General features: G+C 38.8%; 15 protein-coding genes. 9 read left to right on the top strand and 6 right to left on the bottom strand.

Annotation, left to right across the window (positions count from 1 at the left end):
* Positions 1–90: 90 nt before the first annotated feature.
* The 4 genes from E4661_RS08830 to purN form a co-directional block, all read right to left on the bottom strand.
* Positions 91–1,989, bottom strand: a complete 1,899-nt coding sequence (locus E4661_RS08830) for an amidophosphoribosyltransferase (protein WP_136466475.1) — start codon at positions 1,987–1,989, stop codon at positions 91–93.
* A gap of 45 nt (positions 1,990–2,034) precedes the next feature.
* A complete protein-coding gene (locus E4661_RS08835; protein WP_136466476.1) occupies positions 2,035–2,961 on the bottom strand; it encodes a PfkB family carbohydrate kinase in 927 nt (308 codons plus the stop codon).
* A gap of 97 nt (positions 2,962–3,058) precedes the next feature.
* Positions 3,059–3,694, bottom strand: a complete 636-nt coding sequence (locus E4661_RS08840) for a ribonuclease H1 domain-containing protein (RefSeq protein WP_136466477.1) — start codon at positions 3,692–3,694, stop codon at positions 3,059–3,061.
* A 1-nt stretch (position 3,695) separates the two neighbouring features.
* Positions 3,696–4,259 carry a phosphoribosylglycinamide formyltransferase gene (purN, locus tag E4661_RS08845; protein ID WP_136466478.1) on the bottom strand — a complete coding sequence of 188 codons (564 nt, stop codon included), beginning with the start codon at positions 4,257–4,259 and terminating at the stop codon, positions 3,696–3,698.
* Between the two features lie 160 nt (positions 4,260–4,419).
* On the opposite strand from purN, the gene E4661_RS08850 reads away from it, so the two are divergent.
* The 5 genes from E4661_RS08850 to pyk all read left to right on the top strand — a co-directional run bounded on the left by E4661_RS08850 (position 4,420) and on the right by pyk (position 8,780).
* Positions 4,420–4,653, top strand: coding sequence for an acyl carrier protein (locus E4661_RS08850; RefSeq protein ID WP_009778413.1), 234 nt, complete (start codon positions 4,420–4,422; stop codon positions 4,651–4,653).
* 101 nt (positions 4,654–4,754) lie between these two features.
* Positions 4,755–6,005, top strand: coding sequence for a beta-ketoacyl-ACP synthase II (gene fabF, locus E4661_RS08855; protein ID WP_136466479.1), 1,251 nt, complete (start codon positions 4,755–4,757; stop codon positions 6,003–6,005).
* A 16-nt stretch (positions 6,006–6,021) separates the two neighbouring features.
* Positions 6,022–6,759, top strand: a complete 738-nt coding sequence (rnc, locus tag E4661_RS08860) for a ribonuclease III (protein WP_136466480.1) — start codon at positions 6,022–6,024, stop codon at positions 6,757–6,759.
* 111 nt (positions 6,760–6,870) lie between these two features.
* Positions 6,871–7,335 carry an IPExxxVDY family protein gene (locus tag E4661_RS08865; protein ID WP_136466481.1) on the top strand — a complete coding sequence of 155 codons (465 nt, stop codon included), beginning with the start codon at positions 6,871–6,873 and terminating at the stop codon, positions 7,333–7,335.
* Between the two features lie 2 nt (positions 7,336–7,337).
* Positions 7,338–8,780, top strand: a complete 1,443-nt coding sequence (gene pyk / locus E4661_RS08870; protein WP_136466482.1) for a pyruvate kinase — start codon at positions 7,338–7,340, stop codon at positions 8,778–8,780.
* Here the strand turns inward: pyk and E4661_RS08875 are convergent.
* Positions 8,777–9,328, bottom strand: a complete 552-nt coding sequence (locus tag E4661_RS08875; RefSeq protein ID WP_136466483.1) for a PAS domain-containing protein — start codon at positions 9,326–9,328, stop codon at positions 8,777–8,779. The genes pyk and E4661_RS08875 overlap by 4 nt on opposite strands.
* A gap of 144 nt (positions 9,329–9,472) precedes the next feature.
* On the opposite strand from E4661_RS08875, the gene E4661_RS08880 reads away from it, so the two are divergent.
* From E4661_RS08880 to E4661_RS08890, 4 genes are all read left to right on the top strand, one after another.
* The gene (locus E4661_RS08880; protein WP_136466484.1) at positions 9,473–10,321 is read left to right on the top strand and encodes a helix-turn-helix domain-containing protein; all 849 of its coding nucleotides are present in this window, start codon (positions 9,473–9,475) and stop codon (positions 10,319–10,321) included.
* A 91-nt stretch (positions 10,322–10,412) separates the two neighbouring features.
* Positions 10,413–10,571: a hypothetical protein gene (locus E4661_RS19060; protein ID WP_168796351.1), complete on the top strand. Its 159-nt coding sequence runs from the start codon at positions 10,413–10,415 to the stop codon at positions 10,569–10,571.
* Between the two features lie 33 nt (positions 10,572–10,604).
* Complete coding sequence (locus tag E4661_RS08885; protein ID WP_136466485.1) at positions 10,605–11,153, top strand: carboxymuconolactone decarboxylase family protein; 549 nt, start codon at positions 10,605–10,607, stop codon at positions 11,151–11,153.
* 38 nt (positions 11,154–11,191) lie between these two features.
* Positions 11,192–11,584, top strand: a complete 393-nt coding sequence (locus E4661_RS08890; RefSeq protein ID WP_136466486.1) for a plastocyanin/azurin family copper-binding protein — start codon at positions 11,192–11,194, stop codon at positions 11,582–11,584.
* 50 nt (positions 11,585–11,634) lie between these two features.
* Here the strand turns inward: E4661_RS08890 and E4661_RS08895 are convergent, their stop codons facing one another.
* Complete coding sequence (locus tag E4661_RS08895) at positions 11,635–12,213, bottom strand: TetR/AcrR family transcriptional regulator (protein ID WP_136466487.1); 579 nt, start codon at positions 12,211–12,213, stop codon at positions 11,635–11,637.
* Positions 12,214–12,226 lie beyond the last annotated feature (13 nt).

The following is a 12,226-nucleotide window of genomic DNA, read 5'->3' on the forward strand; positions in this document are numbered from 1 at the left end:
GCGGGACACGTACCCATTGTACAAAAACACGATAATCTACATATTTCATCGACGAAATGCACGTATCGTTTTTACAAAAAATGGGATAAATCAATATGCCCTTTGGTTTTTACCTTCATAAAAGTTGATAAAAGCTCTGTTGACAACCCTATTACCACCTGGTGTTGGATAATTACCAGTAAAATACCAATCTCCAAGATTATGAGGGCATGCAGCGTGTAAGCTTTCAACACTTTGATAAATAATGTCAACCTCTGCTTTAATTCCTTTTGGACTTAGTATTTCGGCGATTTTTTTTGAAATCTGTTCAGCAGTAAAGGGTTTATAAAATTCTTTGACGTAATTGACAACTTCACCGTCGGCCGTATCAGTCTGGGTCAAGCACTTTTCGTAGATTTCCTTTATAAGGTGAGTTGAACCATGATCTTCATGAAGTGCTTGAGTTGCTTTAAAAGCAACGAAATCCTCCAATTTGGCCATATCTATTCCGTAGCAATCGGGATATCTAATTTGTGGGGCTGATGATACCACAATGATTTTTTTAGGTGATAGCCTATCAAGTATTTTTAGAATACTCTTTTTTAAGGTTGTTCCCCTTACAATACTATCATCAATGATGACGAGGTTGTCACCTTTTTTTACAGAACCATATGAAATGTCGTAGACGTGGGCCACTAAATCATCTCTGCTACTGTCCTGAGTAATGAAGGTTCGTAGTTTGGCGTCTTTGATTGCAACTTTTTCAATTCGAGGCCGGACATCCAAAATCTTGTGGAGTTCTTCCCCAGTAATGTTTGGCCCCATCGCTAAGATTTGTTCTTCCTTTAGCTTATTAAGGTAATTTTGGGCCTCCTTGACCATACCAAAGAACGAAGTTTCTGCAGTGTTGGGAATATAAGAGAATACCGTATTGCTCAAATTGCCGTCGATAGCCTTCAAAATTTGAGGGAATGCCAACTTACCCAATTGTTTTCGTTCTTGATAGATTTCCTTGTCACTTCCTCTTGAAAAATAGATGCGCTCAAAAGAACATGCTTTTCTTTCGGTAGGTTCCTTAATTTCTTCAAGATGAACAGTTCCTTTTTTCTTTATAATAATGGCATTGCCAGGATCAAGTTCTTTGATTTCTTCAAAAGGAACATTGAAAACAGTCTGGATGACGGGGCGCTCTGAAGCAATTACCACCACTTCATCATCCTTATAAAAATATGCCGGGCGTATACCTGCGGGATCCCTTACTACAAAAGCATCACCATGACCTAGTAATCCTCCCATGGTGTAACCTCCATCCCAGTTTTTGGAAGATTTTCTAAGAATTTTGGCAACGTTCAAACGTTCAGCAATCAGGGGCGAAGCCTCCCTCTTATTGTAGCCTTCCTTTTTGATCTGTTTGTAGAGCTTGGCCACAGCATCATCCAAAAAGTGGCCTATTTTTTCCATTACGGTAACGGTATCTGCCAATTCCTTTGGATGTTGTCCAAGGTTTATCAAGTTGTCAAAGAGTTCGTGTACATTGGTTAGGTTAAAATTGCCCGCGACAATCAAATTCCGATGCATCCAATTGTTTTGCCTTAAAAACGGGTGTACACTTTCGATACTATTCTTTCCGAATGTACCGTAACGAACGTGCCCCATTAACAATTCCCCAATGTATGGGATATTCTTTTTTTGAAGTGCCACATTGTTTTCGTACTCCGGATTTTCAGCTAGTGCCGTGTTGATACGTTCATTGATCTGGGCAAAAATATCTTGAATAGGCTGCTGTTGGGCGGAACGTACTCTGCTCATGTAGCGTTCTCCTGGATTCATGTCCAGTTTTATACTTGCAAAACCGGCACCATCTTGACCTCGGTTATGCTGCTTCTCCATCATCAGGTACATTTTATTTACCCCATAAAAAGCTGTACCATACTTTTCTTTGTAGTATTCTAGAGGTTTAAGCAAACGGATCATCGATATTCCGCATTCGTGCTTAATCGCATCACTCATAACAAACCAAAATAAAAAAGCCCCGAATTTTTTCAGGGCGTGTGTCTATGTTAACTCTATATTGAATTGTGTCAATTCTTTAAACTGCAATAAGCGGTCCTCCACTTCATGCTTTTCTAACGTCAGCATACGTTCCGTGCCAAATTTTTCAACACAGAACGAAGCCAAATTAGAACCGTGTATAATTGCATTTTTCATGCTCTCGAACGATATGTTCTTGGTTTCTGCCAAATAACCGGCAAACCCACCAGCAAATGTGTCTCCGGCACCTGTTGGGTCAAAAACCTCTTCCAATGGTAAGGCTGGAGCAAAGAAAATCTGTTCTTTATGAAACAATAGTGCTCCATGTTCGCCCTTTTTAATGACCACATATTTTGGTCCCATTTCCTGAATTTTAGCAGCAGCCTTGAGCAAAGAGTATTCGTTTGTCAATTGTCTTGCCTCTTCGTCATTTATGGTTATCACATCAATCCGTTCAATCATCTTCATCAACTCATCCCAAGTGTTGTCCATCCAAAAATTCATAGTGTCCGCTATGATTAATTTTGGTCGTTTTTTCATTTGATTGATTACACTGGTCTGTGTATCAGGATGCAGGTTGCCCAACATAACCACATCGGCATCCTTGAAATCTTCGGGAACAATGGGATTAAACTCTCCTAAGGTATTCAATTCAGTGATTAAGGTATCCCTAGAGTTGAGGTCATTGTGGTACTTGCCTTTCCAATAGAAGGTTTTTCCACCATTTACAATCTCGATTCCGGAAACATCAATATCGCGTTCTTTAAGAAGGTCGATATAACTTTGAGGAAAATCATCACCGACTACTGAGACAACCGCCGATTTTACATTAAACTGTGAAGCTGCCAAGCCAATAAAAGTACCGGCTCCTCCTAAAATCTTATCGCTCTTGCCAAAAGGAGTTTCGATATCATCAAAGGCCACACTTCCAACAATCAACAATTTACCCATTCATTCAAATTTGCTGCAAATATACGCTTTCACAATTCCTTTTGTGGCAAGTATTGTATTTTTAAAATCAAAGCATTAAAAATACGTTGTTTATAAGCTATTTTCGTCCAAAATCAGCAGGAATTTCACCCCAAGCTCCAGTCTCCCATTTTACAATTGGAGTGTTGTATCGGTTTTTTCGTAACCAATCTTCCGCTCTCTCAATAAGTTCAAATAACTGAGCATTTTTTGCATTTTTTTGCAATTTAGTGCCGCACTTCTTTTTTCGAACCCAGCCAATTGCAATTCTTGAATCGGAATAAATGATTCGGTTACTTCTTTTCTGTTTTAAAAAGGCTAATCCATGAACTAGGGCCAAAAACTCACCTACATTGCTGGTTCCCTGTTCAAAAGGACCCTGCTTAAAAAGAACTTTCATTGATTTTGTATCTACGCCTTGATATTCCATTCTTCCTGGGTTTCCACTGGATGCGGCATCCACAGAAATGGAATCGTAATTGGGGTTGCCTATTTTTAAAAGTTCTTCGGGAGAAAGCTCTTTCTTCTTTTTAGACTTGCCTTTGTACTCCTCATAATTACTGTTGAAGGCTTTTTTGGCTTCGCTGAATTCAGAAAACGATTTGTATTGCGCTCCTTTGAAACCTTCGATTTGAGATTTACAGTCTGCCCAGGTTTCATAAATTCCTGGACGCTTTCCCTTCCAAACTACATAAAACTTTTTCTTGGCGGCCATTTTATAAAAGCAATTTTTCTATCTCCTTAGGGAAATACTCGTACTCCAACTGGTGTACCTTTTTGGCGATATCTTCAACACTGTCAGAAGGCTCAATAGCTGTTTTGGCTTGAAAGATAATGGCACCTTCATCGTAGTTTTCATTTACATAATGTATGGTTATCCCCGTTTCTACATCAGAATTGTCCTTTACGGCCTTGTGTACTTTTGCTCCATACATTCCTTTTCCACCATATTTAGGCAACAGTGCAGGGTGTATGTTGATGATTTTATCAGGAAAGGCCAAAATAAGTTGAGAGGGGATTTTCCATAGAAAACCTGCTAGGACGATAAGGTCTGGGTTGAATCCTTTCAGCATGTCAAGGAAGGCTTCAGAACCAGAGAATGCTTCCCTATTAAAGTAAAAAGCCGGGACTCCAAGTCTTTCACACCTTTGCAATACCGCGGCATTTTGCTTATTGGTCAATACAGCAGTCACTTTAATGGTGCCATTTTTTTTAAACTGGGAGATAATATTTTCCGCATTCGAACCACTTCCAGAAGCAAGAATTACAATGCTTTTCATTTAAAATAACAGATTAGATTTGGATTTGGGTTTACAGGGCTAAAGTAAGGTACAGAGGGTTAAGATGCTTAATTTAAAACACATTTTATCGACAAATGGTGTATTTAATCCAAAGTTTTATATTTTTGCCAACGATTAAATTTTTAAAACCGATATAATTATGTCAGACATTGCATCAAGAGTAAAGGCTATCATCGTTGATAAACTAGGTGTTGATGAGAATGAAGTTGTAGCTGAGGCGAGCTTTACCAACGATTTAGGGGCGGATTCCTTGGATACTGTTGAGCTTATCATGGAGTTTGAAAAAGAATTCGATATTCAAATCCCTGATGATCAAGCAGAGAACATTGCAACTGTTGGTCAGGCCATTAGCTATATAGAAGAAGCGAAGTAATATTTATGATATTTTACTAAAGAGTTTAAATTATCCATGTGATGATCATCACATGGATAATTTTTTTTTAATTTAGGTTCTAAAGGGTAAAAAATAGTTCAATGCAGTTAAAGCGAGTAGTAGTTACCGGAATGGGCGCGCTTACACCCATTGGTAACAATTTAGAGGCTTATTGGGAAGGACTTAAGAATGGAAAGAGCGGTTGTGCTCCCATTACTTACTTCGATACCGAAAAGTTCAAGACCAAGTTTGCTTGTGAGTTAAAAGGCTATAACGCCCAGGACTTTTTTGATAGAAAAGAAGCTCGAAAACTTGACCCCTTTGCTCAATACGCCTTGGTTTCTTCGGATGAAGCAATTAAAAATTCAGGACTTGACTTGGAAAAAGTTGATAAGTTCAGGGTTGGTGTTGTTTGGGGCGCTGGGATAGGAGGTCTCGAAACGTTCCAAAATGAAATGATAGGGTATGCCGGAGGTGACGGAACACCAAGGTTTAACCCTTTCTTTATCCCTAAAATGATTGCGGATATCGCTCCGGGCAATATTTCTATAAAACATGGATTTATGGGTCCCAACTATACCACGGTTTCTGCTTGTGCTTCATCTGCGAATGCAATGATTGACGCACTTAACTATATAAGACTGGGACATTGTGATGTTATTGTTACCGGAGGTAGCGAAGCAGCAGTAACAATTGCTGGGATGGGAGGTTTTAATGCTATGCATGCACTTTCTACACGTAACGATAGCCCTGAATCAGCTTCAAGACCTTTTGATGCCACTAGAGATGGTTTTGTTTTAGGAGAAGGAGCTGGAGCTTTGATTCTTGAAGAATATGAACATGCAAAAGCCAGGGGGGCAAAAATCTATGCTGAAGTTTTAGGAGGAGGCCTTTCTAGTGATGCACACCATATGACTGCACCACATCCTGAAGGAATAGGTGTTGTTAAGGTGATGGAAAACTGTTTGCAGAATGCGGGATTGAACCCTGAAGATGTTGACGCCATAAATACGCATGGAACATCCACTCCACTTGGAGATGTTGCAGAACTTAAGGCAATTTCGAAAGTATTTGGATTACATGCGCCCAACATCAATATCAATTCTACGAAATCCATGACTGGGCATTTATTGGGAGCAGCTGGTGCCATTGAAGCAATCGCATCGATTTTGGCGATGGAACACAGTTTGGTGCCTCCAACAATTAACCATAGCGTCGTGGACGAGAACATTGATCAATCACTTAACTTGACGCTAAACAAAGCCCAAGAACGTGAGGTCAATGTGGCAATGAGCAACACCTTTGGTTTTGGCGGACACAATGCTTGTATTTTGTTTCGTAAAATAAAATAGGATAGCTTTGTAAAACATGAAATTCCCCTCGAAAATATTCAATTCCCATCCGAAGACGGATGGGGATTTTTTTTGGGGTATCAAGAAGATTCTTGGTTTCAAACCCAAGGATATTGCCATTTACAAAAAAGCTTTTCTACATCGTTCAATGAATAAAAGGGATTCTGATGGCAATCCCTTGAACTATGAGCGATTGGAATTTCTGGGTGATGCCATGTTGGGGACCATTATATCAAAGCACCTGTACAAGGAAGTCCCAGAAGGAGATGAAGGCTATCTTACCAAAATGCGCTCAAAAGTTGTAAGTAGAAAACACTTGAACGAATTGGGAAAAGACCTGAACCTTCTTCGTTATGTTGAAAGCAGAATTCCTAAATCTCATTTTGGTGAAAACATTCATGGAAACGTGTTTGAGGCTCTTGTGGGAGCTATCTATTTGGACAGAGGGTACCTATATTGTGAAAAATTCATCAACGCCCGGGTAATAAAACCTTACGTGGACATTGAGCAATTGGAGGGTAAGGTAATCAGCTATAAAAGCCTGGTTATAGAGTGGTGCCAGAAACAAAAGAAAACTTTCCATTATGATGTTTACGAAGATACCGGCAATGATGAACTCAAACATTTTGCGGTCAAACTTACGATTGGAGAAAGAATGACGGCAAAAGCCAGGGCAACTTCAAAAAAGAAAGCAGAAGAAAAGGCATCAAAAAGAGCATACTTTGCTTTGCAGAACAAAATTGAAAATCGATAGCATTAAATAAGTGTAAATTCAAACGTTTTCGTTTAGTTTAAGACGGTATTGTTGCTTATCAACTAGGCTAGAATGCGTATTAAGAGTATATTTACGGTTCGCTTTTGAAACATGTTGACAACACACAAGATATCGGCTGACTTTTACGATGATAATTTTCAGCTTATAGCCATTCATAGCGGTCTGGAGGATTATGCAATCGGTTATGCAATAAATTCTAGATGTAGTTTACATCTTAAACGCATGAAAAGTGACCTTCAGTTTAGCCAAAACCTTTCGTTTTCCGTTTTTGAATGGGAAGATGGTTTGCAAGATAATTATTGGACCTTGTTAACCAATAAATGTTCAGTTATGGAGGTTATGCCTTCCAGTGGACTATTTGAAAACAATGTTTCCATCCGAACAGATTATTTGATCAAGGAAAAGAGAGAAGTAGATTATTTTTTGAAAGTTGATGCGGGAAATGGGTTGTCAATTAATCAATATGTTAAATCAATAAATAAGATTCCCAAGGTCGTAACGGCCTATGAGGTTCAAGTACAGACTTTAAAATCAAAAAGAAACCTAATCTTTTAGAAATGCCGACTAGAAAAAAGACCAAAATTGTAGCCACTTTAGGGCCTGCCACAAGTAGCAAGGACACACTTGAGAAACTGATTAAGGCAGGAGTGGATGTTTTCCGTATAAATTTCTCGCATGCATCTCATGATGATGTGGCCAAAAGAATTCAGATTATTCGAGAACTCAATGATGAAATGGAAGTCAACACTTCCATACTTGCCGATCTTCAAGGCCCGAAATTAAGGGTTGGCGTTATGGGAGGGGAAGCTGTTGTAGCCCCCGGAGATGAAATTACATTTGCAACAGGAGAGCCTTTTGAGGGTACGGCGAAGAAGGTTTATATGAACTACGCCAACTTCCCCAAAGATGTAAAACCGGGCGAAAGGATTTTGCTGGATGATGGTAAGTTGATTTTTGAAGTGAAGTCAACCAATGGAAAAGATGAAGTTCTGGCTAAGGTGATACAAGGAGGGCCACTAAAGTCAAAAAAAGGAGTTAACCTTCCAAATACAGCCATTTCATTGCCGGCCTTAACGGAAAAGGATGTTAAGGATGCCATATTCGCCATTGAACAAGAAGTTGATTGGATTGCGCTCTCGTTTGTGAGACATAGCCAAGACCTAATGGATCTTCAGAACCTTATAGGGCAACATTCTGAGCACAAGATTCCGATTATCGCAAAGATTGAAAAACCCGAAGCGGTAGATAACATTGATAAAATTGTTGCCTATTGTGATGGATTAATGGTTGCTAGGGGTGATCTTGGTGTTGAAGTGGCAGCACACGAGGTACCACTGATTCAAAAACAATTGGTACTTAGGGCCAAAAAAGCTAGAATTCCTGTAATCATAGCAACGCAAATGATGGAAACCATGATTACAAGCCTAACCCCAACTAGGGCTGAGGTAAATGATGTTGCTAATTCGGTCATGGACGGAGCCGACGCTGTGATGCTATCCGGAGAAACTTCAGTTGGAAATTATCCAGTCCAAGTAATTGAAAAAATGTCAAGCATTCTTGTTAGTGTGGAGGGGTCTAATCTAATAAGTGTACCACAAACACCGCCTCATATCCGAACCAAGCGATATATCACAAAATCAGTCTGCTATCATGCGGCTATCATGGCCAATGAGATTGAAGCAAAGGCGATTTCCACACTCACCAATAGTGGGTATACGGCCTTTCAGATTTCTGCATGGAGGCCAAGTGCCCATATTTTGGTATTTACTTCCAACAAAAGAATCCTAACACAGCTGAACCTGCTTTGGGGAGTGAAAGCTTTCTTTTATGATAGATATGTTTCTACTGACGAAACTATTGATGATGTAAACCAAATTGCCTGTAAGAAGGGATTTTTGGATGTGGGAGATATGTTGATAAGCCTTGCCGCTATGCCAATTAAGGATAAAGGGATGGTAAATACGCTTAGGGTAACAGAAATAGAGACCTGTAATTTTTAGGCCACCTCTTTTTCAAACGCGATAAAATTGACCAGCTTTCCAGTATTGTCGAAAACAGGAGATCCTTGAATGGCACATTTATAGGTAGAACCATCTTTTCGATAGTTTATCAACACCTCTTTAAAGGGTTTTCGTTGCTTAACGGCTAGAGAAACCCTTTTTTTGGTTTCTTCACTGGTTAGTTCTCCTTGAAACATTCGTGGAGTTTTCCCTAAGACTTCTTCAGCTTTGTAACCGTTCATTTGGGTCATGTTTTGACTGGCAAACGTAATGTTCAAATCAGGGTCTGTGACCACCACAACATTTTCCTTGTCCAAAATTTGATGACGAAGGTTAAACTTGTCCTGCCACTTTTCCTGTTTGGCAAGTTGGTAAAGTTGCTTGACATCATTTAAATTGTCGCAGAATTTGTCAAACTGTTCCGCATAGATGTCCAAGGAGCTTACAGGAAAACCTTTTATTTCGGAATTCTCATAAAAATTACTGACCGCTTCATCGTAATGTTTCAAACTTTTCATGCCCAATACTAAAAAAAGTTCTGTCGGCATTAAAATTTAAGGGCAGTATTAACATTCTTGTTTAGGATTATGCCCTAAATCTTGGTTGTTAGAGGGTGTAAGTATCAACAAAATATGAGGACTAAAAGCACAAAACTGCTCGTTTTAAAGCATTAATCAAGAAGACATAGTCTGATGAGATACGAATACAAAGACCCAAAATTAGGATCTATACTTGGCCTGACAGATGATATAAAAAACGATAACCAACGATTTACCTCCACTGCCAATACCATTAAATTTCTTTGGAATAGGAACCAGGAACCTTTGACCATTATAGTGGATGATTTGGAATTGGAACTCAATCCAAATCAATTGGTAACAGTTACCTATTTACAACATGTTTCATTCTCGAAAACAAAATTGCCCCTTGCGGCGATTCTTTTTAATAGGGAGTTTTATTGTATCTCTGACCATGATAGCGAGGTTTCGTGCAATGGGATTCTTTTCTTTGGAACCCAAGATTTACCCATAATCACTGTTCCAGATGAGCAAATGAACCGATTCAACCTATGGTTTGATGTTTTTGTGGAGGAATTTTCAACTCCTGATAACATCCAAGGAGATATGCTTCAAATGTTATTGAAGCGATTGATTATTATGAGCACACGTCTGGCGAAGGAACAGCTGATAGTAAAATCATTGAAAAACGACCAGGTAGATGTAATTAGAAAATTCAATTATTTGGTGGACATGCACTACAAGACCAAACGAAAGGTTAGTGATTATGCCGAAATGCTTTTCAAATCGCCCAAGACCCTTTCCAATTTGTTTTCTATTTACAATCAGAAGCCACCACAGCAGATTATTTTGGAACGACTTGCTTTGGAAGCGAAGCGCCTAATCCATTTTACTGATAAACAGAATCAAGAAATTGCCTTTGATCTCGGCTTCAACGACCCTGCCCATTTTAGTCGATTCTTCAAAAAAATGACGCAAATGACACCTTCGGAATACCGTGAAAACACGCTGGAAATGGCCTAAAGGAAATTTTGGCAAGCCATCGGGAAATTCCTGCTAACACCTCCCCTTCCTTTCACTGCATCTTTGTACTGTAATTAAAAACAAGATAAAGATGAAAGCTAAGGAAAAATCAATTTTTAATCTCATAGAGATTTTTAGAGCGGTCAAAAGACCGGCACCTCAACCCATCGTATCTGAAACACATTGCGAGCAAAAGCATCATCACGATTTCTATTGTGATGCAGAAAAACCCTTTGTAAAGAATTTTTAATCCATATAACAACACAATAAAATTTTTATAATTATGAGCACATTCAATGTACCTAAAAGAGAAGAAGTAAGCGAAGCCAATCAGGCTATATTCGATAATTTGGAGAAAGCCGTAGGTTTTGTGCCAAATTTGTATGCAACCTATGCGTATTCCGAAAATGCGTTGGGCAACTATTTGACCTTTGCAAACGCAAAAACTTCTTTAAAAGCAAAAGAAAAAGAAGCGGTAAACTTAGCCGTGAGTGAAGTAAATGGTTGTTTGTACTGTTTGTCCGCGCACACTGCTATAGGAAAGATGAATGGATATTCGGATGAACAAATTTTGGAATTAAGAGCAGGAAAAGCATCTTTCGACAACAAGTTGGATGCCTTGGCAAGATTGGCAAAGAATATTACCGAAAACAGAGGTGCTACGGATGAGGCCGTGGTGGAAAATTTCTTCACTGCAGGATGGACCAAGGAAAACCTGATCGACACAATAGTTTTGGTAGGTGACAAGACTATATCCAATTATATCAACAATACCACTGAAATTCCTGTTGATTTTCCCGTGGCACAACCTTTAGATGCTGTTGAAGCATAACAAAAATGATTAACCCAAATAATTTAATTTAAATAGAAATGAGAAAAGTAATTGCAGTTTTAGTATTGACCGTCGGAGTAATTTTTTCAACCAATGCGCAGGATAAAATGATGAAGGATGCTTCGATTAAGACCTTGGCATTGGAACAAACATCAGGTGAGTTTACACAAAAACAAATCACCGTTTCAGAAGGAACATATGTGTTTGATATTACCAATAACGGTGTTGGACATGATGTAGGTTTTGTTTTAGTGAAGAAAGGGAAAGACATCAGCAAGCCCGAAAATCACATTCAAACAGCCTATGTTACAAAACCGGTTAAAACAGGAGCATCGCAAACTTCAAAACCCACAAAGTTGGAAAAAGGAGAGTACGTGTACTTCTGTCCATTGAATCCAACATCAACTGATAATATTTTGGTTGTTAAGTAAGTAAAATAGTTTTGTGAAAAGAGCTCCTTTTGTTAGGGGCTCTTTTTGTTTTACACCAGCTCCGAATCGGCAAAAAGGGAAGGCGCAATACTTCTAGACATATAAATGGGCCAATCATTTTTAAAAAGATAACTCTCTGTAATGGCACTGTCATATAAAAGATAGAGTCCTCCCGAAATTTTTTCAGTTTCTGCTTTCGAGATGTTAATGATGTTTTCACCGACTACCTCTCCTAAATACAACAACAGATCTTTCTTTTGTTTTTGAATTACCCCGAGCAATCTTTTTTGTTTCGGAGAAAGTTCACCCAAGGTTTTGAGTGCCCAACATCCATAAAAATCTTCTTCCCGGTACATGTCCCTTAAGAAATCGAAGATGGCCAACAACTGATTTTTTCCTTTCTTCCTTTTTGAAACATAACCTTTAAGAGAGGTCAAAAAAACTTCATGTCGTTGTGTCAAATAAGCAATACAGATATCTTCTTTTGATTTAAAATGGCTGTAAAGAGTGGCTTTCGCAATACTACACTTATCAATGATTTCGTTAATGCCTGTGGAATTATATCCATTTGAGTAGAAAAGCTCACCAGCAGTACGGATGATTTTTTCGCGAAGTGTAATTTTTTCCATTGATCAAATATAA

This window comes from Flagellimonas onchidii (assembly GCF_004804315.1).
Classification (GTDB): Bacteria; Bacteroidota; Bacteroidia; order Flavobacteriales; family Flavobacteriaceae; genus Flagellimonas; species Flagellimonas onchidii.